This is a genomic window from Kribbella sp. C-35, from assembly GCF_046549195.1.
Taxonomy (GTDB): Bacteria; Actinomycetota; Actinomycetes; order Propionibacteriales; family Kribbellaceae; genus Kribbella.
Window position 1 is genome coordinate 999,561 of record NZ_JAJPWG010000002.1, and the last position, 26,466, is coordinate 1,026,026.

The following is a 26,466-nucleotide window of genomic DNA, read 5'->3' on the forward strand; positions in this document are numbered from 1 at the left end:
CAGTAGCTGGATTCATCCGACGGCAGCCACTTGCCATCGCTGTGCTCCGTCCGTGGCGACAGTACGCCTCAGCGTGAGCGTGTACGTCTGGTCCAGCGTGGTGTCACCCACGCCGTTCCAGGTGACGGCCGCGGTCGCCCGCCGCTCGTCGTCGTTGCCGGTGTACACCTGCCAGTCCTTGAGTTCGCCGAACTTCACCGCCCCGTTCAGGCTGCGGATGGTCGAGCCGGGCGCGGTCACCGCGGACACCTTGTTGTCGGACTCGGCGTACGCCGAGAAGAACGCCTCCGCGTCCTTCTCGGTCGCCGTCGTCAGGTCGTCGTCAGGCTTGCCGGCGTCCGGCATGTTGCTCGGCAGCGGCGCCCGCAGGTCCGGTACGAACGTCGGCGGCCCGCTGACCACCACGCGTGACGCGGTCCGCGCGACCGGGACCGAGATGCGTTCCCAGGTGATCGGGCCGGCGGCCCAGCTCCTGCCCTGCTTGGTGAACGTGTAGACGCGGACCCGGACGTCCACCGTGGCCGTGATGCCGTTGGAGTCGGCCTTGACCTCTCCCGGGTACGCGACGTCGGCGGTCTGCTTGCCGCGACCGTTCCAGCCCGCACGGCTGTCCAGTCCGGCGGCGAGATCCAGTCCGATCTGCGCCGGACGAGCGTCGGGGTTGCTCTCGTCCCAGGTCAGGTACGACACGGCGTACCGCGTCGCGACCGCACTCGCCTCTGCGGACGGGAAGCTGCTCTGCCCGCTGACCACTGTCTCGGGCGTCTTGTTCGGCGCGATCCAGGAGCGGATGCCGCTGATCGCAGCCAGCAGCAGTACGACGACCACGAGGCCGCGGAAGAACCGCCGGGCCCACGTGGAGAAAGAGGACTCCGGTTCGGTCGACCACGGCGTCTGCCCCGGCTCCAGCACCTCGCGGACCGGGCCTGGCGCCGCGTGCGCGCCGTGCGGCGAACGCTGTTTCAAACGTTCGGGTGTGCGAGGCGCCGGGTTCTGGTGCTGTTCCTCCGGGGTACGCGCGCCCGGACGACGCGGCGGTGCCATCACGCCACCGGGCGGCGGCGCCTGGTTCTGCGGTGTCTGCTTCTGCGGAGGCTGGCCCTGCGGAGCGGCGTACTGCGCGGCTACACCCTGCGCCTGGCGAGGGGTAGGTGACACCGGCCCGCCGGGGTGGGCCCACCACTCCGGCGCGGTACTTTGCGGGCGACCCTTGCCCGGCCTCTTGGTCCGGCGCTGGTCCGACCAATGCTCACCTTTTGGCGGCAGATTCAGCAACGTTCGCCACCAACTCATCCCTACCCGCCCCTCAGACAGCAGTTACGCGGACAGTAGCCGGGAGAATACGGCAAGCGACCGCACTCCGGGAGACCTGAGCCCAGGATCCGGATGGTCCATCGCTCCCCGCTGCCATACTGTTACCCCACTCGCGGGCAGTGTCACCCTCGCCGTCACTGTTTCCGGCCAAGCGTGACACCTTCGGTACCGTCGTCATAGCTCCTCTCTCATGCCCGCTCAGGTCGGGCGGGCAGCGCACACCATGCCACACGCCGCGGACAGGTTCGAAAATCCGTGCGAACAACATGGTAAGAGAACGCACCAACTGATCACTCATAGTAACCGATCGGGTGGTCCGCCTGTGGAAAACTCTCCCGTGGCGAGGGGTCAAAATCGGCTGTGGACAACCGCTTGCCGAGAGCGCTTCCGGGCATAAGGTCGGAGTGACCCCTGCTACCCCTGGAGGACCAGGATGGAAACTCGCCGACTGGGCAGACTCGGCCACGAAAGCTCGGTGCTGATCTACGGCGCCGCCTCGCTCGGCGGCGTCGACCAGGACCGCGCCGACGCGTCGATCCAGGAAGCCCTCGACGCCGGCCTCAACCACTTCGACGTGGCCGCCGACTACGGCGACGCCGAGCTCCGCCTCGGGCCCCGGATGCCGGAGATCCGGGACCGGATCTTCCTCGCCACCAAAACCGGCCGCCGGACGTTCGAGGAGGCCTGGAGCGAGATCAACCGGTCGCTGGAGCGGCTGCAGACCGATCATGTCGATCTGATCCAGATGCACGCCGTGTGCGACCTGGAGAACCTCGATCTCGTGACCGGCAAGGGCGGTTCGCTGGAGGCGGCGATCCGGGCCAAGGACGAGGGCATGGTCCGCGCGATCGGCATCACCGGCCACACCGCGCAGGCGCCGTCGGTGCACACCGAGGGACTGCGCCGGTTCGACTTCGACAGTGTGCTGACGCCGCTGAACTACAAGCTGTCCACGGATCCGCAGTACGCCGATGACTACGCGGCGCTCGTGGAGGCCGTCAAGGCGTCGGACGCCGCGCTGATGACGATCAAGATGATCGCCCGGCGCAACTGGCAGGAAGGTGAGCAGAAGTCGTACGACACCTGGTACCGGCCGTTCGACGAGCAGCGCTACATCACCGCCGCGACCGCCTGGCTGCTGAACGGGCATCCCGAGATCACCGGTCTGGCTACCGCGGGTGAGACCCGGCTGCTGCAGCAGATGATCGTCGCGGAGCGCGAGCGCGCCGACCTCACCCCGGAGGACGCCGCGTCGATCCTCGGCGAGGTGCAGGACTACGCATCACCCTTTGTGGACATGCCCATCTGACAACGTGGCCCAGGTCACATACGAGACTCCGCATTCCGGTCAGGTCGTACGGCGTACGAGATCAGCCGGCGTACCTGACCGGGGTCCGGGAACAACTCGGCCGTCGATCGGTGTTGACTACGGCGTACTCATCTACTTTCGGAGGTCGTAGTGGCAACGGTCGAGCTGACCCAGGAGAACTTCAACGAGGTGGTCGGTAGCGACGGTCTCGTGCTGGTGGATTTCTGGGCGGAGTGGTGTGGCCCGTGCAAGATGTTCGGGCCGGTGTTCGAGAAGTCGTCCGAGCAGCACGGTGACATCACCTTCGGCAAGGTCGACACCGAGGCCCAGGGCGAGCTCGCCCAGGCCTTCGAGATCCGGTCCATCCCGACCCTGATGGCAGTCCGCGACGGCGTCGTCCTGTACTCGCAGGCGGGTGCGCTCCCGGCCGCGAGCCTCGAGGACCTGATCGGCCAGCTGCGCGCGGTCGACATGGAAGAGGTCAAGGCCCAGATCGCCGCCCACGAAGCCGAACACGGCACCGAGCCGCACACCCACTGAGCTAGGTAGTAGGCGGAATCCGGGGACTCTTCGCGAGTCCCCGGATTTCTTCTGCCAACTCGCGACGAGCCGGACCCCTGGCGATCTGAGGATTCGCTTCAATCGCGGCGCCGAGCTCGTTCCGCTGAGCGTCGGAGAGCTGACCCCACCCGTTCAGGACGATCTTCAGGGCGTGGTACTGCTCGTTGCCGGTCAGCGATTTGTTGATGGCTTCGAGGAGCACCTCGCCGTCGATGAGTGAGAGGTCGCCCTCCATCAGGCCGAGGGCGAGCACGCGGACGATCGGTGAGCCGCTCAGGTAGAGGTCCTTGACCTCGGTCTTGTCGAACTTCTCGACGGCGGAGGCGTTCGCGACCCGCTGGACGATCCGGTCGAGGACCTCGCCGCGAACCGCCTTGAGCTCCGATCCGCGGAGCTCGGTGTAGATCGTCGCGTAGGCGTCCAGCTGCGGCTCCATGCCCAGTCGCCGCAGGGTCTCGGCGCTCTTGCGGGCGGTCGCGGCGATCTGCCGGACGAGATGTACTTCGAACTGCCCCAGCCTCATGCTTCGCACCCGGTCGACGATCGACGGCATCACCAGGAGCAGGAGGCCCGCGGTGAGAACCGTCACCAACTGGCCTTCGCCGACACCGGTGAACAGCCCGACGAGGCCGGCGACCAGCAAGCCGCCGCCGATCACCAGGCAAAGGATGCGTGCCGACACGTCCACAACCGGCCGCGCTCGCACTGTCCAGGCAGGTGCGTCCGTCGATGGAGCAGGTGCTGGGGATCTCTTCACGTCCGACATCGGGCGGGAGCCTCCGTACGTCGCTGGTGATTCCGCTGATCGTGCCTGTCCCGTCAGCGATCGGCAACAGGTTGGGTGGTCAGGCGGGGGTCGGTGGTGCGGCGCATCAGGTGGGACATGCCGACCTGGGTGGTGAAGCCCCAGCGGTTGTAGAAGGGGATCAGGTCGGGTTGGCAGACGAGTTCGAGGCTGCGGACGGCGGCGAGGTCGGGGTGGGTGACGACGGCGTCGAGTAGGGCGGCGCCTGCGCCGGTACCGCGGTGACGTTGGCCGACGATGACGTCGAGGATGAGCGCGACGGACGCGTAGTCGGTGAGGACTCGGGCGAAGCCGACCAATTGGTCTGTTGGGTGGTGGGTGATGGTGATGACCAGGTCCGAGTGGTCGAGCAGGTGGCGGACGTCGGCGGGTGTGCGGTCGGTCATCCACCACGCCGTACGCATGAGGTCGGTCAGCTCTGGGATGCGGTGCGCGGGCACAGTGGATTCGGTGGTGAGCATGTCGGTGTACGCCGGGGCTCAGAAGTCGCGGGAGCTGAGGACGCAGAATTCGTTGCCTTCTGGGTCGGCCAGGACTGTCCAGCCGGGGTCTTCGGGTTGGCCGACGTTGACGCGTTGGGCGCCGAGGGCTTCCAGGCGGGCGATTTCGGCGTCGCGGTCCTGGCTGGTGTGGGGCGCGAAGTCGAGGTGCAGGCGGTTCTTCAGGGTCTTGTCCTCGGGCACGGGGACGAAGACCATCCCGGGGCCGATCCGCTCCCACGGGAGGTCGCGGAGGCTGTCCGGCTCGACCCAGCCGGGCACGTTCACGCATTCCTCGTCGGTCGCGATGATCGTCTTCCAGCCGAACGCCTCGGCCCACCAGGCCGCCTGTTTGCGGACGTCGTGGCAGTCGATCACGACGGTGTACCAGCGAAGCACCATGACATGTCCTCCCAAAAGTCTGAGCAGAACAGTCGCACAGCCCACCGACAGAAAAGAGCGGGCCCTGGGCAGGAGAAAGACGCCAGGGCCCGCTCTCAGGGCTGACCGGAGCGGCAACGTGGTGGCCTGAGGAGGTGCGGGCAGGTGAGGTGCTGCCCGGGGAGGGTCACCGAAGGGGCTGCTCGAAGAGACGGTCAGCGAGATGGAGGGACCACGTCGTTGGGGTCCCTCCAGCCGAAGGTCAGCGGAGCGGGTTGAAGGGACGCAGTTCCGCCGGCGCGCGGCCGGTGGTGATGGTCTCGGCCAGCAACTGGCCGGTGATCGGGCCGAGTGTGATGCCCCACATGCCGTGCCCGCCGGCGGCGAACACCCGCGGCGATGCGGTGGCGCCGATGATCGGCAGGCCGTCGGGGGTGCAGGGCCGCGGGCCGACCCACTCGAAGGTCCGCGCGTCCAGGTCGGCGTCCCGCAGCAGCGGCCGGGCGGCCTCGACGATCGCGTCGATGCGGCGCGGGTCGAGCTTCGCCTCGGGCTTGCGGAACTCCATCATCCCGGCGACCCGGAGCCGGTCGCCCAGCGGCGTGCAGGCGATCCGCTGCGCCGGGAAGTACACCGGGCCGGCCGGTACGTGCGCGATCGGCACGCTGAAGCTGTACCCGCGACCGGCCTGTACGACGGTCTTCACGCCGAACTGCCGCGCCAGGTCACCCAGCCACGCACCGGTCGCCATCACGACCGCGTCGAACGGATCGGTCTCGCCGTCGCCGGTGACGAGCCGGACGCCGCGGATCTCGTCGACGACGTCCTTCACCACAACACCGCTGATGATCTGGCCGCCGCGGGCGATCACCGAGTCGGCGAGCAGCTGGACGTATTCGCCCGGGTTGATGAACCGCTGCCCGTGCAGCCGGATCGCCGCGCCGATCTCGTCGGACAGCGACGGCTCGATCTCGCGGGCGTCGTCACCGCTGATCGCCTCGAACTCGATGCCCTGGCCGGCGGCGTGGATCTGCTCGATCTCCTCGAGCAGCACCTTGCGCTCCTCGACGGTCCGGTAGGCGGCCAGGAACGACTTGGCCTCGTACGTCTGCGCCTCGACCCCGGCCTTGGCCAGGAAGTCGAACGCGGGCAGGGCCTGCCGGTTGATCGGGACCAGCGCGTCCATGGCGGTCTTCCAGCGTCCGGCGGTGCTGTTGCGAGCGAAGCGGGTGAGGAATTTGAGGAGCCGCGGGCTCGCGGTCGGTGGAACGTACACCGGTGAGGCAGGGCTCAGCACCGCACGGACGCCGTACTTGAGGACCGCTGGTTCCGGGAGCGGGGTGGCGAGGCCGGGGGTCAGCCAGCCGGCGTTGCCCCAGGACGCGCCGGCGGCGACGCCCTCACGGTCGAGCACGGTCACCTCGACGCCGGCCTCCTGGAGGAACCAGGCGGTGGCCAGGCCGACCATGCCCGCGCCGACGACGGCGACGCGGTCGGGGACGATCTGAGTGGAACCAGCTGTGGTCATGTATCGATGGTGCGGCCGCCACCGACGGCTGTCATGGTGCGATCACACCATTGCCGCGACGAATGACTGTGCTCATCGCACAATAACCCGCACAATGGACGCATGATCTCCTCGTCCGACCTGATCGTCGCCGTCGGTCCGGCACTGTTCGAGGTCGTGGTGCCCGGCAAGGGCGACCGGGAGGTCCGGGACGTCTTCCTGGCCGACCCGCAGGAACCTGCGACGGGTCAGCCGGGCGACCTGGTGCTCGGACTCGGTCTACGCGACGCAGAAGACGCCGTGGAGCTGGTGGAGCGCTGCGCGGCCGGCAACGCCTCCGGGGTGGTTCTCCGTACGGCGCTAGCACACAAGCCGACCGTGGTGGCTGCAGCGGAGCGGGAGGCCATGACCCTCGTCGCACTGCAGCCGAGCGTGACGTGGGCCCACGTGGTCTGGCTGCTCCGCGGTGTACTCGACCGGGCGGCCGCACCGGACTCCCCTGCCGCTGGCGACGCCGGTGTGCACCAGGAGCTGTTCGCACTGGCTGACGCTGCCGCTGCGATCGTCGACGCACCTGTGACGATCGAGGACAACCAGTCCAGAGTCCTGGCGTACTCCTCCGGGCAGGACTTCACCGACCCCACCCGTGTGTCGACAATCGTCGGACGCCGGGTGCCGCCCGAAGTGATCGCACACTTCCGGGCCCGTGGCATTTTTCGCCGGCTGGCACGATCCAGCGAGCCGTTCCTGGTACCTGACGGACCCAACGGCATCCGCCCGCGTCTCGTCGTACCGGTCCGGGCTGGGGGTGAGTGGCTGGGGTCCATCTGGGCCGTTGTCGACGGTCCGGTGAGTGACGCGGTCACGGCGGAGCTCAGCAACGCCGCCTCCGTTCTCGCCTTGCACCTGTTGCGGCTGCGGGCTCAGGCGGACGTAGCGCGGCGGAGTGCGATTGACCGGCTGCGGACGATCCTGCGGCAGTTCTCCCCGGACAACCCGGTCGACGTACGGCTCCCGCGGCAGCCGTGGCGAGTTGTGGCGCTCGGGTCGCCCGACGGGTACGACGTACCGCAGCAACTCGACCTGTGGGAGTCGACCGGTCGCAGGCACGGCTGGAGCGAGCCGCAGTTGGCCGACCTCGACGGGACGGTGCTGGCTGTTGTTACAGACACTGACGGACCAGGGTCATGGACCTGGTTGCAGAAGCTCGTCCTTGAACAGGCCGCCGGTACGTACGCCGCTGCCGGCGGCCCCGCGCGCGGTCCGGCCGATCTGCCGAGCTCACGCGCCGAGGCGGTCGAGCTGCTGGGTCTGGTACGGCGGGGTGTCGCGCCGGGGCCGGCGTTGCGGGTCGAAGAGGCGTGGCACGTGCTGACGGTGCACCGGGCAGTCACGTCGCTTGATACCACCAAGATGGATGGTCCGCTCGCGACGTTGCTGCGGCACGACATCGAGCACGACACGGGGTACGTGGAAACGTTGCAAGCCTGGCTGAACTTTCCGGGGCAGCCGCAGCGGGCGGCGCGGGAACTGCATCTGCACACGAATACGTTGCGGCACCGGATGAAACGGATCGGGGAGATCTCCGAGCTCGATCTGTCGGATCCGCGGGAGCGGTTGGCGTTGCAGCTGCAGATAGCCGCGGTCCGTACGGAGCACTGAACATGGGCACTGAGATCTACGCCACAGCCCCATGTAACAAGGCTTCACATTCCGGCAACTGTTGGGCAACATCCGCCTGACAGAGTCTTCCTTGTCAGCAGGTCCGACTCTTCACCAGGGAGCCGGAAAGGCTGCGGGGTCCGAGCTTTTCACCAGGAAGCTCGGGCCCACCCGTTAGGCCCGGCGGTTGTCTGAGCGATCGCCGGGCCTACGGCATTCTCTTACCCCGGAAATTTGCCTAGGACAACCGGTTCACGATGGTGCGGTAGACGGCCGGGAGCGCGGCCGCGGCGGGGACGATCCGCGGTGCGAGGATTGGGCGGTTACGGGCCCACAGCAACGACGCGGTGAGCAGGCGGCATTCCCAGGAGACGCGGCGCCAGGCTGCCTCGTAGTCCTGTGGGCGGTCGGCGCGGATGCAGTCGACCAGTTCGGCGGAGGTCCGCAACGCGACCGCGATGCCTTCGCCGGTCAGCGCGTCGACGTACCCAGCGGCGTCGCCGACGAGCAGGACCCGGCCAGCGGTGCGGGCGCTCACTCGCTGGCGGAGCGGGCCCGCGCCCATCACGGCACTCGCCGCGACCGCCCCACGCAACCGGCGCTTCAGGAGAGGGAAAGCGTCGAGGTGCGAGTCGAATGTGCCGCGCGCGGAGGTGAGGACGGCGACCCCCACGAGGTCGTCGGCTACCGGAGTCACGTAGGCCTCACCAAGCTTTGACCAGTAGACCTCGACGAGGTCAGTCCAGGGCGAGACAGCGAAGTGCTGCCGGAGCCCACGACGTACCTCACCTGAATTCCCACCACACAAATCCAACTGCCGGCGGATGGGTGAGTGGAGGCCGTCGGCGGCGGCTAGGTAGCGGGCGGTTTGGCCGGCTGCGGTGACGGACGTGGTGTTCTGGGTGATCGGGCCGACTCGGGCGCGCACGACTGGGATATCTAGCGCTGCTAGCCGGGACATGAGCGCCGCGTGCAGCGTCGTACGGCGTACTCCGAGGCCTGGGCCCGCGGTGAAGCGGGCGTCGACGGTGTGACTTGCGTCGAGGTAGCGGATGCCGTGGAACTGGCGGCCGGATAGTTCCACGCCCAGGCGCTCGAGATAGGAGACCCCGCTGTGGGCGATGCCTTCCCCGCAGGCCTTGTCGATCGGGGCCGAGCGCGGTTCGACCACGACGACCGACAATCCGGCGAGCGCCGCGCGGATCGCAGTGGCGGCACCGGCCGGCCCGGCACCGGCGACGAGCAGATCGATCATCGAGTAAGCACTGTGCGCAACGCGGTCTCTTCGGTCCGGATCCGGACCGCCAGCAACGGGATGTTGAGGACCGTGAACACGATCGCGGTGATCCAGGCCGAATGCACGAGCGGCAGCGCAATCCCCTCACCGATGACGGCGACATAGTTCGGGTGCCGCAGGAAGCGATAGGGCCCACCGGTGACCCGTCCGAGCCCCGGTACGACGATCACCCGGGTATTCCATTGATGCCCGAGCACTGAGATGCACCACCAGCGCAGCGCCTGCATCGCCACCACCACGGCCAGCATCGTCCACCCGAGCTTCGGATCGAACGACCGATCGGACACGATCGCCTCGACCACGCACCCGGCCAGCAGCCCGGTGTGCAGCACCACCATGAACGGGTAGTGCCCCTTCCCGAACTCCACGCCGCCGCGGGCAAAACTCCACTTCGCGTTCCGCAGCGACACCGCCAGTTCGGCGACGCGTTCGAATCCGACCAGCACGACGAGTGCGACGTACCACCACAACGATTCCGTCATGACCACTCCAAGAGGACGAGCTCGGAACAGAAACCCGGGCCCATCGCGAGCAGCAGACCCATACCCGAAGGATCCAGCCTGAGCGTGTCACCGAGGACATGCAGCACCGAGGACGATGACAGGTTGCCGACCGCATCGAGCGACTTCCACGTCAATTCGAGCGCCCCGGGTCGCAACGACAACGTCTCCGCCACGGCCTCCAGCACCTTCGGGCCGCCCGGATGACTCACCCACGTCCCGATGTCGGGAACGGTCAGCCCGTGCGCAGCGAGGAATCCGTCCACGTCCCCACCCAGGTACTGACGTACCACGTCCGGCACATCCGCCCCGAGCACGATCCGGAACCCACCCGACCCGACGTCCCACCCCATCACCCGCTCGGACTCCGGGTACAGCCGACTCCTCGTCGCGACCACCGAAGGCCCGGACGCCGCCGGATGTTCCGACCCCGTCAGCACCACCGCCGCCGCACCGTCCCCGAACAACGCGCCACCCACCAGGTTCGGCAGCGACGAGTCGTCCCGCTGCAACGTCAACGAACACAGCTCGACCGACAGGAGTACGGCGACGTGCGTGGGCCACGCCTTCAAGTAGTCATGCAACCGCGCAATCCCCGCCGCTCCCCCGACACACCCCAACCCGAACAGCGGCAGCCGCTTCACGTCCTCCCGCATCCCCAGCCGCATCGCCACCCGCGCATCGATCGACGGCGCCGCCACCCCGGTCACCGTCGTGAACATCAGTACGTCGACATCGTCGAGCGTCAGCCCCGCGTCCTCCACCGCGCCCGCGACCGCCTCGGCCCCGAGATCCACGGCAGCCGCGATCCACGCGTCGTTCGCCTCGCCGAAGTCCTTGAGTACGGCGTACCGCTCCAACGGCAGCGCGAGATGCCGATAAGAGACCCCTGCGTTCGCGTGCAGCCGGCGGAGCAACGCCGTACCGCGGCCGTCCGGGAGACAGATGGACTCGAACGCCGCGGTCAGCTCGGACTGCGGATACCGGTACGGCGGGAGCGCGGGCCGGACCGCTGCGATCCGCGTCATCGTGGCATCGTTACGTCGGTGAAGACCGTCAAAGGTCTGGCTCTTGCCTGCCACCCCGGGCCCACTGTCGCCGTGACCGCCCTGGTCACCGCCGTCGCGTGGTCGGCCGGGCGAAGTCCGGCCGGGTGTCTCCTCGTCGCAGCAACGATCCTCACCGGCCACCTCTCGATCGGCTGGAGCAATGACGCGATAGATGCCGCCCGCGACACCATTGTGAACCGCCGGGACAAGCCTGTGGTGCTCGGACTGGTGAGTCGCCGGACGCTCGCGGTCGGTGCGGGCGTGATGCTGGTCGTCACCGTTCCGGTCTCCCTCGCCAACGGCATCGCGTCCGGGTTGATGCACCTGCTGTTCGTCGCCTGCGCCTGGGCGTACAACCTGGGCCTCAAGTCGACCGTGATCTCCTGGCTCCCGTACGCCGTCGCGTTCGGCGGACTGCCCTCGTTCGTGACGCTCGGCACCGCACACGTCTGGGCCCCGTGGTGGGCGACCGCGGCGAGTGCCCTCCTGGGGATCGGTGCCCATCTGGCAAACGTCGTACCCGACCTCGCCGACGACCTCGCCACCGGCGTCCGCGGCTGGCCGCAACGCCTCGGCCGCTACGCCCGCCTGATCGCACCGCTCCCGTTGGCGACAGCAACGGGTCTTCTGGTCATCGCGCCGCCCGGAGCGATCGGCATCATCGGCTGGATCGCCCTCGCAGTGGTCGCCGCCCTCCTCGCCACCATCCTCCTGTGGCGCAACGCCCCCTTCCTCATCACCATCGCCATCGCCGCGGTCAGCGTCATCTCACTCATGCTCCGTGGAGACGCGCTGGTCTAGCCCGCGTCGGGCTTGAGTGGGGCGTTGCTGCCCAGGATGGCGGCGGTGAGGGCTTCGGCGGGTTCCTTCGCGGCGCGGGGGTTGGTGATGAGGACGAGGTCGATGGAGGGGAGTTCGGGGAGGCCGGCGCTCGGTGGGGGCTCGACCAGGTCGGCGGGCATCAGGGAGCGGGCGAAGATCGCGATCCCGAGGCCGGCGCGGACGGCCGCAAGTACGCCGTTGACGCCGCGGACGATGCACGTGATCCGGCAGGTGCGACCGGCCTGTTCGAGTGACTGCACGCCGAGCGACCGGCTCAGCGACGGCGCCTGGTACGCGACCAGCGGGACCGGGACGTCGGGCGCGATCCGGGTCCCGGCGATCCCGGCCCAGACCATCGGGTCCCGCCGTACCAGCCGGCCGTTCGGCTCGTAGCCGCCGCCGGCGCTGTGCTTCACGTAGGCCAGGTCGAGGTGGCCGGACTCGACCCGGCGGAGCAGGTTCGGGCTCTGGGCAACGGTCAGCTCCAGGTCGATCCGCGGGTACAGCTGGCGGAAGTCGCGGAGGATCTTCGGCAGCGGCGTGAGCGCCAGGTCGTCGGTCACGCCGAACCGCAGCCGGCCGCGCAGCTCCGAGCCGGTGAAGTACCCGGCGGCCTCCTCGTGCGCGGCCAGAATGGTCCGGGCGAAACCGGCCATCGCCTCGCCGTCCGCGGTCAGCGTGACAGTGCGGGTGTCACGGACGAACAGCGGCCGTCCGACCGCCGTCTCGAGTTTGCGGACGTGTTGACTGACCGTCGGCTGCCGGATGCCCAGCCGCTCGGCCGCCTGGGTGAAGCTGAGCGACTGCGCGACCGCGAGGAACGTGCGCAGCTGGTCCGGGTCGTACATCGATAGACCTCCCATTACGTGACGCAATAAGACTAATAGGAGTAATTCGTTGGAGGAATCCAGCACCTAACCCTGAGGATGGACATGTCCTCCCCTGACCAGTCCACTCGCGTAGGGATCGCTCTTGACCACCCGGGCCACCGGTACTGTCCCGTCCACCGACTTCCATCTCCACCGCTCCACCGACTCCACCAAGCTCCGGGAGCAGCGCCCGGGCTTCAAGGACACCTTCAGCGCACTGCGGGTCCGCAACTTCCGCCTCCTGGTCAGCGGACTGCTGGTCAGCTCGACCGGCGGCTGGATCCAGCGCATCGCCCAGGACTGGCTGGTGCTCACCCTCACCGGCAGCGCCACCGCGGTCGGCATCACCACCGCGCTGCAGTTCCTCCCCACCCTCACCCTCGGCCTGTTCGGCGGCGTGATCGCGGACCGGTTCCCGAAGCGGAGGATCCTGCTCGTCACGCAGCTCACGATGGGTACGTGTGCAGGCATCCTCGCGCTGACCGCCTTCACCGGTCACGTCCAGGTCTGGCACGTCTACACGATGGCCTTCGTCCTCGGTCTGGCGACCGCGGTCGACAACCCGACCCGGCAGTCGTTCGTCACCGAACTCGTCCCGCGCGACACCGTCCGGAACGCGATCAGCATGGTGTCGTCGACGTTCCAGCTCGGCAGCCTGATCGGTCCCGCGCTCGGCGGCGTACTGCTCGGCACGATCGGCGCCGGCTGGGCGTTCGCGCTCAACGGGCTGACGTTCTTCGCGTCGATCAGCGCGCTGCTGCGGATGCGCGAGAGCGAGATGCCCGGGTTCCACGCGGCGCGCAAGGCGAGCGCCGGGATGCGGATCCGAGACGGGCTGCGCGACGGCGTACGGTACGCGTTCCACGAGCCGGCCGTCCGCTGGGCGATCGCGCTGGTGGGTATCTACGGCATGTTCTGCATCAGCCTGCCGGTGACGCTGACCGCGTTCGCCGACCGGGTCTTCCACACCGGCGCTTCGGGGTACGGCGTACTGAACTCGGTCGTCGCGTTCGGGGCCCTGGCGGGCGCGCTCCTCTCGGCCCGGCGCGTCCGGCCGACCCGCCTGCGGAACCTGATCGGTATCGCGTGCCTGCTGACGATCACCGAAGTACTGGCCGCGATCCAGCCCTCGCTGTGGACGTTCATCCCGGTGCTGGCGTCGATGGGAATGGCGACGCTGATGTTCCTGACCGCGGCCCAGTCGATGGTCCAGCTGACCACGCCGGACGGCCTGCGCGGCCGGGTGTCCGGGATCTACAACCTGGTCTTCATCGGGGGCGGCGCGATCGGCGGGCCGCTGGTCGGGTTCCTGGCCCAGCACTTCGGTGCTCGCTCGGCGCTGATGATCGCGGGCCTGGTCCCGGCGGTGGCGACGGTCGCGATCGGCCTCCGGCTGCGACGCGACGGCCGGCTCCGGCTGGTCCTGGTCCGGACGCGCTCCCCATGGCACCAGGTCCCGATCCGCGTGAACCTGCAGCAGGCCGAGATCCAGCTGTCGGCCCCGAAGAGCGCCCCACTGCCGAGCCGCACCTCACGCCCGTTCGTACTCGGCCGCCGGCAGCACGCCCGCACCGATCCCCACCTACGCCCCCTCCGCCCCCGCCGCCGCCCTCAACACCACTGAGCTCCTGGGGCGGGACCGCGCTGCCTTCCCAGTCCCGCCCCAGGCAACCTTGAGCACCCACCAACCATTTCCCACCACGAAATCTGGTTGGTGGGTGCTCAAAGTCGGTCTGGAAAGGCTCGCGCCCCCGGCTGGATCGTGGCCGGGGGCGCGAGTGCCGGCGGGCGGGCCGGCTGGGCGGCATCAGGGAGCGTTGATGACGCCGACTGGGGGCACCTGGACGGTGCGGTGGTGCTTGGTGCCGCCGAGGATCACCTTGCGGAGGGCGACGTTGTTCTTCGTGCTGGACTCGAACAGCCGGTTCTCCGGGTTGGCCGTCACCTGGACGTAGTACGTGCCGTTCGCCAGGTTGGTGATGTCGAAGGACTGGCCGGGCAGCGTCTGCTCGTACGTGTCGCCGGAGCCGACGTCGAGGACCTCACGAACTGACAGCGAGCCGTGGTCGCCGCAGGCGGTGTGCAGGTCGGTGTTGTCCGGGTGCCAGTTCGCGTTCTTCACCGTGTAGTCGATGGAGTCCGTCGCGGCCAGGCAGAACGCCTCCTTCTGGCTGCGCACCACCTCGGTCTGCTTGGCGTTCAGCAGGCTGTAGCGGGCGAAGTCGGTGAAGTGCCAGTGGTTGTGGCCGTCCCGGCCGTCCCACTCCAGCGTCCCGGTGTTCTGGTACCCGACCTGCTTGCCCTGCGCGTTGTAGAAGTACTGGTACGCGTCCATCAGGTCCTTGCCCTGCCGCCGGAACCCGTCGAGCACCAGCGGCGACGGGCCCGCGTTCCACACGGTCGCCGAGAACTGCAGGAAGTCCTTGTTCGCGTCCGGCGTACCTTCGTCGCCCGGCGTGGCCACGATCCCCCAGGCCGGCACCGGCCGGAGGTCCGGCTTCGGGCCCTTCGGAACGCTCGCCTTACCGACCGGACGCGCCGCGTTCGGCTTCGGCGCCGCCGAATTCGAGCTCATCTTCTGAACCCCGGAGGCGTCGGACTTCTGCACGGTGACGTTCAACTTCACCGACGAGTCCTTCGCCGGGATCTTGAAGAAGTCCCGGTACGCCTTGTTCACGGTCACCGTCGCCTTGTACTTGCCGACGGCAAGCTGCACCGGCTTCCCGTCGCCGTACGTTCGTGCCGACCACCCGGTCTGCAGTCCCCACACAGCGCCCTGCGTGAACGGGTTCGCCGTACAGCCGTCCGGGTACGGCGAGGTTGCCGGGGCATCCGGGCGGGTCCGCGACCCGTCGCCGTTCAGGCAGACCGACTGGTCTTTCTCGAGCACCTTCCTGCCCGCGGCGTCGGTCAGCGTGATGTGCAGGAACTTCCCCAGTCCGGAGAAGTCCGTGACCAGCCCCTTCGGCAACTGCCGGACCGGCTTGCCGTGCACGTACTGCGTCGCGACTACCGGCGAGCTGTACGACGCTCGCGTGGCGCGGACCTCGATCGGCGCGTTGCCGGCCACCACATGCGTACCGAGATCCAGGTCGACGCCGTAGTCCTCGACGCTTTCCAACGTCACATTGGTGCCTCCAGCAACCAACTTCACCGGTGGCGGCGACGCCGATGATGCCGCCGATGCCCCGGCGGCCGCGAGTGCGACCAGGCCGGCCGCCCCGGCCGCGGCGACCGCCGTCCGGCCGAGTTTCCTTGTGTTCACGATGACGGAACCCCCTCCTGCCTCCGGCCGGCGTCCTCACGAAACCGGCCCGTTGCTGGTACGACGACCCGGGCGCGGAGCGAAGTTGATCAAGGTTCCATGGCAGTCCTGTCACACGAAGTAACAGTGCCTCAATACTTGACTGTGTAAATTAAGCCTGCCTAGGCTCGACGGCGTCCGCTCACTCCTCCCCCGGAGGACGTTTCCATGTCCTTGAGACGCCGTACGACGCTCGTCCTGGCTGCCCTCGCCCTGGTGTCGACAGCAGCCGTGACCGCCCCAGCCGATGCAGTCCAAGACCAGAAACCCGCTGATCCGCAGATCGCCGCCAAGCCGTACATGGGCTGGAGCAGCTGGAGTCTGCAGTCGACCAACTATCCGGGCGTGAATCCCGACGGCCCCGGCAGCTTCATCAGCGAGAAGAACATCCTCACCCAGGCGAACGCCCTGGCCACGAAGCTCAAGCCGTACGGCTACGAGTACATCAACATCGACGCGGGCTGGCAGGACGGCGGTGACGAGTACGGCCGCCCGGTCGCGATGGCGAAGCGGTTCCCCCGCGGTATGAAGGCCGTCGGCGACGACATCCACAAGCTCGGCCTGAAGTTCGGCATCTACACGACCGTCGGCCTCGGCATGGACGTCTACCGCGACGGCAACACCCCGATCTACGACGCGCCGGGCTGCTTCACGCGCGACATCGTGTACCCGGACCTGCGCAAGACGAACGGCTGGGACGCGGCGTACAAGATCAACTACGAGAGCCCGTGCGCGCAGAAGTACGCCGACTCGATCGCGAAGCTGTTCGCGTCCTGGGGCGTGGACTTCATCAAGATGGACGGCGTCGGCCCGGGCTCCTGGAAGGGCGCGCCGGACGATCCGAACCACAACAACACCGAGGACGTCGAGGCCTGGTGGCGCGCGGTGCAGAACGCCGGCCGGCCGATGATGTACACGCTGTCCTGGTCGCTCAGCCACCGGTACGCCGACGTGTGGAAGCAGAACTCGAACGGCTGGCGGATCGACACCGACGTCGAGTGCTACTGCGACACGATCGTCAAGTGGGACAGCTCGGTGAAGCAGCGTTGGTGGGACATCGCGCAGTGGATCGACGACGCCGGGCCGGGGCACTGGAACAACCTGGACGCGATCAACGTCGGCGTCGGCGCGATGGACGGCCTGACGGACGCGGAACGCCAGTCCTATATGACGTTCTGGGCGATCAACTCCGCGCCGCTGTTCGCCGGTGACGACCTGACCAAGCTGGACGCGTATGGCCTGAAGCTGCTGACGAACCGCGAGGTCATCGCGATCAACCAGTCCGGCAATCCCGCGCGTCCGCTGAATCAGGATCAGCTGCAGCAGGTCTGGTACGCACAGAACGCGGACGGCAGTACGACGGTCGCCCTGTTCAACCTGGCTGACTCTCCCGCTACGGTCACCGGCAACTTCGACCAGCTCGGCATCGGCGGGAAGGCCACGGTTCGCGACATCTGGGCGAACCAGAACACCCGCAACGTCTCCGGTTCGGTCAGCGCCCAGCTGCCGGCGCACGGGTCGAAGCTGTACAAGATCACGCCGAACCAGTACGCGCCGGTGAGCATCCCGGCCGATCTGACCGCGACGGACGTCAGCCGTACGTCGGTGTCACTGAACTGGCGCCCGAGCGCGGGCGCGACGTCGTACCAGGTGTTTGCCAACGGCAAGCAGGTTGCGACGAGCACGAAGCCGAGCGCCGTGGTGGGCGGGCTGCAGCCGCAGACGCAGTACACCTTCACGGTGAAGGGTGTGAAGTACGGCCCGTCGGACGCGAGCGCCGGGATCACCATGTACACGTCGAAGTCCGGCGGGCCGGTGCGCTACGAGGCCGAGGCACCCACGAGCACACTGACCGGGAACGCCGGCATCTCTGGCTGCACCCTGTGCTCGGGTGGCGCGAAGATCGGCAATATCGGGTACGACGCCTCGGTGACGCTGAACGGCATCACCGTGCCGACGACGGGCACGTATCTGGTGAAGATCGCCTACACCGACGGCGACACCAGCCGGCAGAGCATGCTGACGGTCAACGGCACGGACAGTTACTGGGTGAACTACCACGGGCTCGGTGACAACGACTGGGGTACGCCGCAGGTCACCTACCTCCCGATGAAGCTGACCGCCGGATCGAACTCGATCAAGGTCAGCAACCCGAACGGCTACATCGCCGACATCGACTGGATCACTGTCTGATCCAGCCGGAAAGACCGCGGGGCCGGCACCACCAGGGCCGGCCCCGCACCCCTTTCAGCGTGGTTCAACGGTGTAGTGGATAGTCTGGGCAACGATCTTGCCGTCCTCGATCACGTACGAGTCGGCACCGTCGCGGACCTGGACCTTCGAGTCCTGGTAGGCCCACTCCAGGAAGCCGATGTTGCCCTCGGCGGCGACGTAGGTGTACTCGAACGCCGCGTGCTCCGGCAGCTCGTCGGCGAGCATCACCGCAAGTTCCCGGACGCCTTCGTGCCCGCGGAACGTGCCGCGGTTGATCAGGATCACGATGTCCTCGGACACGTTCCGCCGCAGGTCCTCGGCCAGCAGCTCCTCCATCGTTCCGCCCACCCAGTCGTTCGCGATATTCAGATGATCGTCCAGCACCTCACGTGCCGATCGCTGACTCAACTCCGCCACGATCCCTCCCTGGCTCGTAGTAGGACTTCATGCTGCGCTCAGCGGCCGAACCGCACAAGTTCCAGGGTTTACTGGACGAATGAGCGCCTACCCCGAACCTCTGATCCCGCCCGGCGGCACCGCGCCGGTCCCGCGGCGGATTCGCGCGATGCTCGACGACCGCGTCGTCCTCGACACGACGGATGCGATCTACCTCTGGGAGTTCCCGCCGTACCCGCAGTACTACGTCCCGCTCGAGGACGTCGCCGACGGGTTGCTGACCGACACCGGCGAGACCAAGACGTTCGCGCACGGTGTCGCGCGGGTGCACACCGCCGGCGTCGGCAAGGCCTGGGTGTACGACGACGGCGTCGCGAAGGGCCGTGTGCGGTTCCAGTGGGACGCGCTCGACAACTGGTTCGAGGAGGACGAGGAAGTCTTCGTCCACCCGCGCAACCCGTACGCCCGCGTCGACGCGATCAAGTCCACGAGCCACATCACGGTCACCGCCGACGGCCAACTCCTCGCCGACTCGTCCGCGACCGTCATCGTTTTCGAGACGGGTCTGCCACCGCGCTACTACTTCCCGAAAACGTCCGTCCAGCTCGAGCAGCTCACCCCGTCCGACACCGTCACGGCCTGCCCGTACAAGGGACGTACGTCGGCGTACTGGTCGGTCCCCTCGGTGCCGGACGTCGCCTGGTCCTACGACTTCCCGACCGCGCCCCTACTCCCCATCGCCGGTCACGTCGCGTTCTTCAACGAGAACGTCGACATCACCGTCGACGGCGTACCACAGGAGCGTCCGATCACCCCGTTCTCGACCCCAGGTCAGCGACCAACCGACGGAACTGTGAACAGGCCGTGAAATCGGGTTCTGCACACGTCAGCGCATGCGAAATCAGTCGTTTGGACTCCTGAGCCTGCCGGATCTGCTCGTCGAGCAGTGCATCCTGCTCACCCAGCACAGCACGACGTTCGGAGCCGTTCGGCGCGTCGAACATGCGGCGGATCTGGGCCAGGCTCAGACCCGCCACCTTCGCCCGCTGAATCATCACCACGCGCGCGACATCCGACTCGTCGTACTGCCGGCGGCCCGCGACGCGCGCAGGGGTGAGCAGGCCCTCGTCCTCCCAATGGCGGAGGACGTGGGTGGCGAGCCCGAACCGGATTGCGAGCTCGCCGATGGACAGCATCAGATGCCTGCGGTTGTCGCGCCGTCCATGGTGATGATCGAGGCGGTGACGTAGCTGGCGCGGGGTGAGGCGAGGAAGATCGCGACGTCGGCGACCTCGTGCGGCTCGCCTGCGCGGCCCATCGGGATCTCGCGGACCATCTCCTGGAGCAGCTCGTCCTTCGGCTTTCCGGTCGCCCGTACTGCGGCTTCCAGCCCCTCGTCGACCCGGGAGGTGCGTGTCATGCCCGGGTTGATCACGTTCACCCGGACACCCTGACCCGCGTACGCCTTCGCATAGCCGACCGACGCGAGCATCAGCGCCGCGTTGGCCGCGCCGCCACCGATGTGCAACGGGTTCGCCGCGCGACCACCTTGGCCGACCACGTTCACGACCGCGCCGCTGCCGCGTTCCGCCATCCCACGGATGACGGCCTCGGTCGCGTGCATGTACGTGAAGTACTTCGCATCCATCGCGGCGTGCAGCGCCGAACTGTCCAGCTCGGCGACCGGGGTCCGGCGGGCCGCGCCCGCGCAGTTGATCAGGATGTCCGGTACGCCGATCCGCTCGAACGCCGATCGCGTCGCGTCGGCGTCGGTGAGGTCGACCGCTTCGGCCTGGAAGCTCAGCCCTTTGGCGGCGAGCTCCTCCTGCGCCTTCGCCAGGTTGCCGGCGTCCCGCGAGATGCCGACGACCACCGCACCCTCACGCGCCAGCGCCTCGACACACGCCAGCCCGATCCCTTTGCTCGCACCGGTGACCACCGCGGTCTTCCCGGACAGTTCCAGCTCCACGTGACTCCTCAGTTCGGCTCGTCAGCCGTGAGTCTACGTGCGGCGACCGGACGCCGATTCGGTGAGTGATCGTCACGTTCGAACCGGTCCTGAGGAGTCACTCGGAGCCGAGGGCAACGATTTCGGCGGATTGCTGTTGTGGGCTTGATCCGGTCAGTACGATGAGTAACTAGATCGACACTCTTTGTTTCGACGCCTGATGCCCGAGCAGTTGCCCTGAGCACCGACGCCGGAGGACCCCGTGCCGACCACTTCCCATTCCCCACCGACTTCCGGTCTCTGGAAGTCGGTTCTCCACCATGACCTACCGGCCTCGCTGGTGGTCTTCCTGATCGCTGTACCGCTTTCGCTAGGAATCGCCGCCGCATCCGGCGCCCCGCTGATCGCCGGCCTGGTGGCCGCTGTGGTCGGCGGTGTCGTCGCCGGCGCGCTCGGCGGCTCCCCACTCCAAGTCAGCGGCCCGGCGGCCGGCCTGACCGTTGTCGTCGCCGGACTCATCACCCAGTTCGGCTGGGCCGCGACCGCCGCCATCACCTGCGCGGCCGGCCTGTTGCAGATCCTGCTAGGCGTCACCCGAATCGGGCGGCTGGCGCTATCTCTCTCCCCCGCCGTCGTGCACGGCATGCTCGCCGGGATCGGCGTCACGATCGCCGTCCAGCAGTTGCATGTGGTGCTCGGCGGCACAGCCCAGAGCTCGTTGATCTCCAACGTGACCGCATTGCCCGCGCAGCTGATCGCGCACCACGGCCACTCGGTCCTGGTCGGCGTACTCACGGTCGCGATCGTGCTCACCTGGCCGCGAATCCCTAAAGTAAAGGTGATTCCGGCACCACTCGTCGCCGTCGTGGCGGTCACCGCACTGGCCGCCGTCACCATGCCCGACGTGACCCGGGTCGATCTGCCGGACAACCCGCTGCAGAGTCTGATCCTCCCGGTGATGCCCGAGGGCACACCGCTCGAGATCGCCACCGCCGTACTGACCGTTGCGCTCGTCGCCAGTGTCGAGTCGTTGCTGTCGGCCGTTGCCGTCGACAAGCTTCATCGCGGCCGGCGGAGCAATCTCGATCGCGAGCTGATCGGTCAGGGGGCCGCGAACGCGGTGTCCGGTGCGCTCGGCGGGATGCCCGTCACCGGCGTGATCGTGCGCTCGTCGACGAACGTCGCGGCAGGCGCCCGGACCCGCGCGTCGGCGATCCTGCACGGCGTGTGGATCGCAGCGTTCGTGCTCGCCGCAGGATCGATGCTCGAACTGATCCCGATGGCCGCGCTGGCCGGCGTACTGCTCGTCACCGGACTGCGCTTGGTGCAGCTCGCCCACATCCGCACGCTGCGCCGGCACGACGAACTACTCGTGTACGTCGTGACCGCGGTCGGCGTCGGCGTACTGGGACTGGCCGAAGGCGTGCTGCTCGGTCTCGTGCTTGCACTCGCGCGCGTTCTGTACCGGCTCGCGCGGGCAACAGTGACGGCGACCGAAGCGGACGGCGTATGGACGGTACGGATCCGTGGTGCGCTCGTGTTCCTCGGCGTCTCGTCGCTGGTGCGCACGCTGCGGTCGATCCCTCCCGGCGCGACGGTTCGGGTCGACCTCACGGTGGATCATCTGGACCACGCGGCGTCCGAGGCGATCGAGGACTGGCGGCGCGGGCACATCGCGCGCGGCGGCTCGGTCGAGGTGTTCCGCGCTGGGTCCGCTGAGCAGCTGGACGACGTACCGATCCGGGTGTTGCTGGCGAAACTCGCGGCCGACGGGCAACAGCCGGCACACCTGTTCATCACGTGCGCGGACTCGCGGATCGTGCCGACGATGATCACGACCAGCGGTCCGGGTGACCAGTTCTGCGTGCGGAACATCGGGAACCTGGTGCCGCCGAAGGGATCGAACAGCAACTCGGTCGACGCCGCGATCGAGTACGCGGTCGATGTCCTCGGGGTGAAGTCGATTGTGGTCTGCGGTCATTCCTCCTGCGGCGCTGCGGCCGCCGCGCTCGCGGCCGACGTACCCGAAGGATCGGGACTGCAGAACTGGCTCCGACACCTGGAACCGTCGGTACGGCGAGCGGTCGCACTGCCCGACATCGTGGATCCGGCGACCGGCGTGCAGTTGTCGCCCGCCGACAAGCTGTCGGTCGCGAACGTCGCCGTACAGCTGGAGAATCTGCGGAGTTTCCCGTGCGTCCGCGCGGCCGAGGATCAAGGCCGGCTCGAGCTGATCGGGCTCTGGTTCGACATCGGCGCGGCGACGGCACGCTCGGTCCTGGACCGCGCGCCGTTCCTCGTCCGCGCCGACGAGGACCTGTCGAAGATCAGGAGCAGTGGTACGGCGAGGGCGATGGCGACCAACCCGTCCAGCCAGTAGTGGTTCGCGGTGACCACGACGACCGTGAACGTGAGCAACGGATGTGCGATCCATAGCCAGCGCCAGCGTGACCGGGTCGCCCGGATCAGGAAGACCGCGACCATGAACGCCCAGCCGACATGCAGGCTCGGCATCGCGGCGAACTGGTTCGCGACCCCGGAGTGCGTGCTCGGTCCGTAGACCGACTGACCGAGCAGCACCCCCGTGTCCACCCAGCCCGGCATCATCCGCGGCGGGGCGAGCGGGAAGAACATGTGCCCGATCAACGCCAGCCCGGTCAATGACGCGAGCGCCCAGCGCGCCTTCCCGTACTCGGTCGGGCGGCGGATCAGCAACCAGAGCAGCACCACCGCGGTCAGCGGGAAGTGCACGCTCGCATAGAACACGTTGGCGAGCTGGGCGAGGCCGTCGATCTTCAGCGCGTGGTGCTGGATCGTCGCCTCGCTCGGCAGCCCGAGCCAGGCCTCCCAGCGGATCAGCTCGTCCGCGTGCCGGAACGCCGACCCCGCATGCTCCGCGGACAGGAAGCGGCCGAGGTTGTAGACCCCGAACAGTACGGCGAGCAGGGCGATCTCCTTGACGATCCGCCAGATCCCGCCGCGATGCCGCCGCAGTTCCGGCACGCTCGGTTGGCCTACCCGCTCCAGAGTCACCTGCGCCATGCCCGACCCCCACATCAAACCGAACGCTCGTTCTCTGAAATCCACCCTGCGCCTCGGATCACCCGCAGATCAAGAACGGTTATTCGTTTTCCCTTGTGATCCTCGGCACTCTTTCAAATTATCGCAACATGCTGATAGTTGCGAACAATATGAACCAACTCACATCGGGCCATGGTGAAGGTCCCGGCTAAATCGGTCGACGCGGGGCGCCGGCCTCGGGAGAGTGCTGGCATGGTGACCGTCTTCATCCGGTGGACGTGGATGCGGGCGGTGCTGCACAACGGGTGGTGGCTGGTCACCAGCGTCTATCTGGTCGTCGACGCCGGGCTCTCCCCCGCCGAACTCGTACTGATCGGGTCGGTGCAGAGCGCGTTCGCACTCGTCTTCGAAGTACCGGCCGGCGTCATCGCCGACACGATCAGCCGCAAGTGGTCGCTGGTCATCTCCCAGGTCCTGATGGGTACGGCGATGCTCGCGACCGGGCTGTTCTCGTCGTTCCCCACGTTGCTCGCGACCCAGGTCCTGTGGGGCATCTCGTGGACCTTCGCCAGCGGATCCGACGTCGCGCTGATCACCGACGAACTGGACGAGCCCGGGCGCATCAATCACGTGCTCGCGCGGGCCGCCCGCGCGCAGCTGACGGGCGCGGCGACGGGTCTCGTTGTCCTCGGGCTACTCGCCTGGGCGACCCGGCGCGACCTCACCATCGTGATCGCCGGCGCCGCGATGGCGGCCCTCGGGCTGTACGTCGCGTTCCGCTTCACCGAGCACAACTTCGTCCCGACCCGCACCGCCCGCTGGTCAGCGTCCTGGAACACGTTCCGCCGCGGCGTGACGCTGGTACGACGGAGCCGCGCGATCCTGTTGATCTTCGCCGCGACCTTCCTCGTGAACGGCGCCGCGAGTACGGCCGGACGCCTTACCCAGAAGCAACTTCTCGTCTTGGGCCTGCCGACTGCACCGAATCCGATCGTCTGGTTCACCGCCCTCGGCGTGATCGGTCTGCTCGTCGGTGCCGTCGTACTCCGGCTCGTCACCCGACGGATCGACGGCGCTCACGCCGCGACCGACTACGCGCTCGCTGCCGCCGTCGGGGCGCTCGGCATGCTGCTCCTCGCGTTCGCGCCCGATCCGTTCGTCGGCGCCGTCGCTGTCGTACTGCTGAACGGGATCGTCCAGCCGCTCACCCGGGTGATCAGCACGATCTGGGTCAACGCCCGTACGACCGCCGACATCCGCGCCACCACACACTCGTTCCTCGCCCAGCTCAAGTATCTGGGTGAGATCGTCTGCGGCCTGACGATCTCCACGATCGCAGGACTCACCACACTGCCCCTCGCCCTCACGGGATGCGCAGTCCTGTTCGCGGCAACCGCCGTACTGATGCGCCGGCCAGTCACCAGGTGATCGTGCCGTCGGTGACCTGCACCAGTGCGTCGGCGGGGATGGCGTCGTACTGCGCGACGACGACCGGGAGGTTGAGGCCGTACAGCTCGGCGGCGATGAGGGCGCCGAGCGGGATGATCGGGTCGGGGCGGGACAGGATGATGGCGGCGGGGGCAGTGCCGGCGCGGATCTGTTCGGCGAGCACGCTGGATGCAGAGCTGGAGCCGCGGCCCGATTCCATCAGGAGGATGCGGCCGGTGAGGACCTCGCCGCACTGCGGGTGATGCGCGTCGACGATGCGGCATTCGTTGTCGGTGCCGCCCCAGAAGGACAGCGGCGCGGTGAGGCGGATCGGCGTACCGGAAGCGGTGCCGGGGTGGAGGGTTCGGCCGTGGATGATCATGCGTCGAGGACCACGTGACCGGCGCGGGCCGAGGCGACGCATTCGGCGAGCGAGCCGAGGATCGCGGAGACGTTGATGTTGCCGGGTGCGTAGTGCGCCCACTTGCCCGAGTTCGTCATCACGTACTTCCAGGTGGGCGACAGGATCGCCGTGACGTACGTGCAGGTGTCCACGACGACGGTTACGCCCGCGGCCTCCAACACTTGCAGTACGCCGTTCTCGGCCAGGCGCTCCCGCGTCGCGCGAGCGGTCGACAGGTAGAACGGCAACTTCAACGGCGGTCCCACCACCAGCTCGGACAGCCGGACGCATTCGGCGTACGACGCGTGCGGCGTACCGATGCTCACCGCATCGAGCTCTGACGCGACCGTCGACAGCTCGCGTCGGACACGCTGCAGTGTCTCGAGGTCGACCACTCGGACCGGCATGCCGTCGATGGATGCCGGTGCCTCTGGCGTTACCCCGACTGCGTGGAACAACGCGACTCCTCCGGCTGAGGCGGCCGCTGCGCCGAGTGCCTTCAGGTCGTCCTCGCTCACGTCGGCCGGAATCCCCAGCAGTACAGGGATCTCGGCGCCGACCACCGATCCGATGTGGTGGCCGAGCAACGGATACGCCAGGTCTGTTCGGAGGAAGTCGCCCAGCGAGCGGCAGTCGAAGATCACAGTCCCTCGCCGCGCCTCGCGAGTCTGCAGTCCGGCGTACGGCGCTCGTCCGGTGATCGCCGCGCAGACGTCGAGGAAGTCGCCGTACCGATCGGTGCGCGCGCCGAGGACCGAGTTCGCGAACACGATCGCGTTCGACTCCGCCCACGCGACATGCTCGCCGAGCGTGGGGCGATTCGGGAGCTGGTACGGCGCGCAGGTGAACGTCGGCGTACAACCGAGCTCGACGTACGCCGCCATCAGCTCCCGTCCCGCCGCCGCGAGCTCCTGATCCCGGACGAGGCCTGGATGGATGAGGTCCGTCGAGCCCACGTTCAGGGTCGTCGGCACGCGCACTCGAGCGCCTAGGTCGACGAGGCGGTGCGCGAAGTCCAGGCTGACCTGACCGTGGTACAGGCACGAGTCGACGTGCGCCGACGTGATCTCGACCAGCCGCGGCGCATCCGAGATCCGCGCCTGCCCGACAATCACCCGCATCGCAAGCGCCACACCACCCCCGTCCCGACCACCGAGCATCGCCTCTTCGTCGGCGGTCAGGTACAGGGTCGGCATA

General features: G+C 68.1%; 24 protein-coding genes and 1 pseudogene. 9 read left to right on the forward strand and 16 right to left on the reverse strand.

The genetic code is table 11. The features are described 5' to 3' along the window. Positions 1–12: 12 nt before the first annotated feature. Positions 13–1,158: a conjugal transfer protein gene (locus ACLJOO_RS17250; RefSeq protein ID WP_410788173.1), complete on the reverse strand. Its 1,146-nt coding sequence runs from the start codon at positions 1,156–1,158 to the stop codon at positions 13–15. 589 nt (positions 1,159–1,747) lie between these two features. Here ACLJOO_RS17250 and ACLJOO_RS17255 point away from each other — a divergent pair. Together ACLJOO_RS17255 and trxA are read left to right on the forward strand one after the other, a co-directional pair. Beyond that, entirely contained in the window at positions 1,748–2,623 is an 876-nt protein-coding gene (locus ACLJOO_RS17255) for an aldo/keto reductase (protein ID WP_410788174.1), read from the forward strand. Between the two features lie 150 nt (positions 2,624–2,773). Further along, entirely contained in the window at positions 2,774–3,163 is a 390-nt protein-coding gene (trxA, locus tag ACLJOO_RS17260; protein ID WP_410788175.1) for a thioredoxin, read from the forward strand. 1 nt (position 3,164) lies between these two features. Here the strand turns inward: trxA and ACLJOO_RS17265 are convergent, their stop codons facing one another. The 4 genes from ACLJOO_RS17265 to ACLJOO_RS17280 form a co-directional block, all read right to left on the reverse strand. Next, positions 3,165–3,866: a hypothetical protein gene (locus ACLJOO_RS17265; RefSeq protein ID WP_410788176.1), complete on the reverse strand. Its 702-nt coding sequence runs from the start codon at positions 3,864–3,866 to the stop codon at positions 3,165–3,167. A 137-nt stretch (positions 3,867–4,003) separates the two neighbouring features. Beyond that, positions 4,004–4,450 (reverse strand): GNAT family N-acetyltransferase, encoded by a 447-nt coding sequence (locus ACLJOO_RS17270; RefSeq protein ID WP_410788177.1) that lies wholly within the window; start codon positions 4,448–4,450, stop codon positions 4,004–4,006. A gap of 18 nt (positions 4,451–4,468) precedes the next feature. Next, the gene (locus ACLJOO_RS17275) at positions 4,469–4,870 is read right to left on the reverse strand and encodes a VOC family protein (protein ID WP_410788178.1); all 402 of its coding nucleotides are present in this window, start codon (positions 4,868–4,870) and stop codon (positions 4,469–4,471) included. 241 nt (positions 4,871–5,111) lie between these two features. Beyond that, on the reverse strand, positions 5,112–6,377 hold the full coding sequence (locus ACLJOO_RS17280; protein WP_410788179.1) for an NAD(P)/FAD-dependent oxidoreductase: 1,266 nt from the start codon (positions 6,375–6,377) through the stop codon (positions 5,112–5,114). Positions 6,378–6,479: 102 nt separating this feature from the next. Here ACLJOO_RS17280 and ACLJOO_RS17285 point away from each other — a divergent pair, with 102 nt between their 5' ends. Continuing rightward, positions 6,480–8,018: a PucR family transcriptional regulator gene (locus tag ACLJOO_RS17285; RefSeq protein WP_410788180.1), complete on the forward strand. Its 1,539-nt coding sequence runs from the start codon at positions 6,480–6,482 to the stop codon at positions 8,016–8,018. A gap of 238 nt (positions 8,019–8,256) precedes the next feature. Here the strand turns inward: ACLJOO_RS17285 and ACLJOO_RS17290 are convergent, their stop codons facing one another. The 3 genes from ACLJOO_RS17290 to ACLJOO_RS17300 are packed head-to-tail and all read right to left on the reverse strand — an operon-like array spanning position 8,257 to position 10,843. Then, complete coding sequence (locus tag ACLJOO_RS17290; protein WP_410788181.1) at positions 8,257–9,273, reverse strand: NAD(P)/FAD-dependent oxidoreductase; 1,017 nt, start codon at positions 9,271–9,273, stop codon at positions 8,257–8,259. Then, positions 9,270–9,797, reverse strand: a complete 528-nt coding sequence (locus tag ACLJOO_RS17295; RefSeq protein ID WP_410788182.1) for an isoprenylcysteine carboxyl methyltransferase family protein — start codon at positions 9,795–9,797, stop codon at positions 9,270–9,272. The genes ACLJOO_RS17290 and ACLJOO_RS17295 overlap by 4 nt, the downstream gene beginning before the upstream one ends. Continuing rightward, entirely contained in the window at positions 9,794–10,843 is a 1,050-nt protein-coding gene (locus ACLJOO_RS17300; RefSeq protein ID WP_410788183.1) for a type III polyketide synthase, read from the reverse strand. The genes ACLJOO_RS17295 and ACLJOO_RS17300 overlap by 4 nt, the downstream gene beginning before the upstream one ends. Before the next feature lie 18 nt (positions 10,844–10,861). On the opposite strand from ACLJOO_RS17300, the gene ACLJOO_RS17305 reads away from it, so the two are divergent. Continuing rightward, a complete protein-coding gene (locus ACLJOO_RS17305; protein WP_410788184.1) occupies positions 10,862–11,665 on the forward strand; it encodes a UbiA family prenyltransferase in 804 nt (267 codons plus the stop codon). Here ACLJOO_RS17305 and ACLJOO_RS17310 read toward each other — a convergent pair. Next, entirely contained in the window at positions 11,662–12,534 is an 873-nt protein-coding gene (locus tag ACLJOO_RS17310; protein ID WP_410788185.1) for a LysR substrate-binding domain-containing protein, read from the reverse strand. The genes ACLJOO_RS17305 and ACLJOO_RS17310 overlap by 4 nt on opposite strands. A 124-nt stretch (positions 12,535–12,658) precedes the next feature. Between ACLJOO_RS17310 and ACLJOO_RS17315 the strand changes: the two genes are divergently transcribed. Next, positions 12,659–14,179 (forward strand): MFS transporter, encoded by a 1,521-nt coding sequence (locus tag ACLJOO_RS17315; protein ID WP_410788186.1) that lies wholly within the window; start codon positions 12,659–12,661, stop codon positions 14,177–14,179. A 183-nt stretch (positions 14,180–14,362) separates the two neighbouring features. On the opposite strand, the gene ACLJOO_RS17320 is transcribed toward ACLJOO_RS17315, so the two are convergent. After that, positions 14,363–15,820 (reverse strand): lysyl oxidase family protein, encoded by a 1,458-nt coding sequence (locus ACLJOO_RS17320; protein ID WP_410788187.1) that lies wholly within the window; start codon positions 15,818–15,820, stop codon positions 14,363–14,365. Between the two features lie 207 nt (positions 15,821–16,027). On the opposite strand from ACLJOO_RS17320, the gene ACLJOO_RS17325 reads away from it, so the two are divergent. After that, a complete protein-coding gene (locus tag ACLJOO_RS17325) occupies positions 16,028–18,052 on the forward strand; it encodes a fibronectin type III domain-containing protein (RefSeq protein ID WP_410788188.1) in 2,025 nt (674 codons plus the stop codon). Positions 18,053–18,106: 54 nt separating this feature from the next. On the opposite strand, the gene ACLJOO_RS17330 is transcribed toward ACLJOO_RS17325, so the two are convergent. Continuing rightward, complete coding sequence (locus tag ACLJOO_RS17330; RefSeq protein ID WP_410788189.1) at positions 18,107–18,490, reverse strand: nuclear transport factor 2 family protein; 384 nt, start codon at positions 18,488–18,490, stop codon at positions 18,107–18,109. Positions 18,491–18,569: 79 nt separating this feature from the next. Here ACLJOO_RS17330 and ACLJOO_RS17335 point away from each other — a divergent pair, with 79 nt between their 5' ends. Then, entirely contained in the window at positions 18,570–19,337 is a 768-nt protein-coding gene (locus tag ACLJOO_RS17335) for a DUF427 domain-containing protein (protein ID WP_410788190.1), read from the forward strand. Here the strand turns inward: ACLJOO_RS17335 and ACLJOO_RS17340 are convergent. After that, positions 19,279–19,665 carry a MerR family transcriptional regulator gene (locus ACLJOO_RS17340; protein WP_410788191.1) on the reverse strand — a complete coding sequence of 129 codons (387 nt, stop codon included), beginning with the start codon at positions 19,663–19,665 and terminating at the stop codon, positions 19,279–19,281. The two genes, ACLJOO_RS17335 and ACLJOO_RS17340, sit on opposite strands and share 59 nt — an antisense overlap. Next, positions 19,665–20,438, reverse strand: a complete 774-nt coding sequence (locus ACLJOO_RS17345; RefSeq protein ID WP_410788192.1) for an SDR family NAD(P)-dependent oxidoreductase — start codon at positions 20,436–20,438, stop codon at positions 19,665–19,667. The genes ACLJOO_RS17340 and ACLJOO_RS17345 overlap by 1 nt, the downstream gene beginning before the upstream one ends. 241 nt (positions 20,439–20,679) lie before the next feature. Between ACLJOO_RS17345 and ACLJOO_RS17350 the strand changes: the two are divergent. Continuing rightward, positions 20,680–22,617: pseudogene (locus ACLJOO_RS17350) on the forward strand (bifunctional SulP family inorganic anion transporter/carbonic anhydrase); the annotation flags it as partial. Between the two features lie 14 nt (positions 22,618–22,631). Here the strand turns inward: ACLJOO_RS17350 and ACLJOO_RS17355 are convergent. Next, positions 22,632–23,459, reverse strand: a complete 828-nt coding sequence (locus ACLJOO_RS17355; protein WP_410788193.1) for a phosphatase PAP2 family protein — start codon at positions 23,457–23,459, stop codon at positions 22,632–22,634. Positions 23,460–23,690: 231 nt separating this feature from the next. Between ACLJOO_RS17355 and ACLJOO_RS17360 the strand changes: the two genes are divergently transcribed. Further along, positions 23,691–24,866: an MFS transporter gene (locus tag ACLJOO_RS17360; protein ID WP_410788194.1), complete on the forward strand. Its 1,176-nt coding sequence runs from the start codon at positions 23,691–23,693 to the stop codon at positions 24,864–24,866. Here the strand turns inward: ACLJOO_RS17360 and ACLJOO_RS17365 are convergent. After that, positions 24,856–25,248, reverse strand: a complete 393-nt coding sequence (locus ACLJOO_RS17365; RefSeq protein ID WP_410788195.1) for an aconitase X swivel domain-containing protein — start codon at positions 25,246–25,248, stop codon at positions 24,856–24,858. The two genes, ACLJOO_RS17360 and ACLJOO_RS17365, sit on opposite strands and share 11 nt — an antisense overlap. Continuing rightward, a complete protein-coding gene (locus ACLJOO_RS17370) occupies positions 25,245–26,465 on the reverse strand; it encodes an aconitase X (protein ID WP_410788196.1) in 1,221 nt (406 codons plus the stop codon). Before ACLJOO_RS17370 ends, ACLJOO_RS17365 begins: the two co-directional genes overlap by 4 nt. Between the last annotated feature and the right edge of the window lies 1 nt (position 26,466).

Coding starts and splice junctions, on each gene's coding strand:
- ACLJOO_RS17310 (WP_410788185.1), bottom strand. CDS start 12,534: ATGTACGACCCGGACCAGCTGCGCACGTTCCTCGCGGTCGCGCAGTCG.
- ACLJOO_RS17280 (WP_410788179.1), bottom strand. CDS start 6,377: ATGACCACAGCTGGTTCCACTCAGATCGTCCCCGACCGCGTCGCCGTC.
- ACLJOO_RS17370 (WP_410788196.1), bottom strand. CDS start 26,465: ATGCCGACCCTGTACCTGACCGCCGACGAAGAGGCGATGCTCGGTGGT.
- ACLJOO_RS17275 (WP_410788178.1), bottom strand. CDS start 4,870: ATGGTGCTTCGCTGGTACACCGTCGTGATCGACTGCCACGACGTCCGC.
- ACLJOO_RS17255 (WP_410788174.1), top strand. CDS start 1,748: ATGGAAACTCGCCGACTGGGCAGACTCGGCCACGAAAGCTCGGTGCTG.
- ACLJOO_RS17340 (WP_410788191.1), bottom strand. CDS start 19,665: ATGCTGTCCATCGGCGAGCTCGCAATCCGGTTCGGGCTCGCCACCCAC.
- ACLJOO_RS17360 (WP_410788194.1), top strand. CDS start 23,691: ATGGTGACCGTCTTCATCCGGTGGACGTGGATGCGGGCGGTGCTGCAC.
- ACLJOO_RS17270 (WP_410788177.1), bottom strand. CDS start 4,450: ATGCTCACCACCGAATCCACTGTGCCCGCGCACCGCATCCCAGAGCTG.
- ACLJOO_RS17300 (WP_410788183.1), bottom strand. CDS start 10,843: ATGACGCGGATCGCAGCGGTCCGGCCCGCGCTCCCGCCGTACCGGTAT.
- ACLJOO_RS17285 (WP_410788180.1), top strand. CDS start 6,480: ATGATCTCCTCGTCCGACCTGATCGTCGCCGTCGGTCCGGCACTGTTC.
- ACLJOO_RS17295 (WP_410788182.1), bottom strand. CDS start 9,797: ATGACGGAATCGTTGTGGTGGTACGTCGCACTCGTCGTGCTGGTCGGA.
- ACLJOO_RS17365 (WP_410788195.1), bottom strand. CDS start 25,248: ATGATCATCCACGGCCGAACCCTCCACCCCGGCACCGCTTCCGGTACG.
- ACLJOO_RS17335 (WP_410788190.1), top strand. CDS start 18,570: ATGAGCGCCTACCCCGAACCTCTGATCCCGCCCGGCGGCACCGCGCCG.
- ACLJOO_RS17355 (WP_410788193.1), bottom strand. CDS start 23,459: ATGGCGCAGGTGACTCTGGAGCGGGTAGGCCAACCGAGCGTGCCGGAA.
- ACLJOO_RS17290 (WP_410788181.1), bottom strand. CDS start 9,273: ATGATCGATCTGCTCGTCGCCGGTGCCGGGCCGGCCGGTGCCGCCACT.
- ACLJOO_RS17325 (WP_410788188.1), top strand. CDS start 16,028: ATGTCCTTGAGACGCCGTACGACGCTCGTCCTGGCTGCCCTCGCCCTG.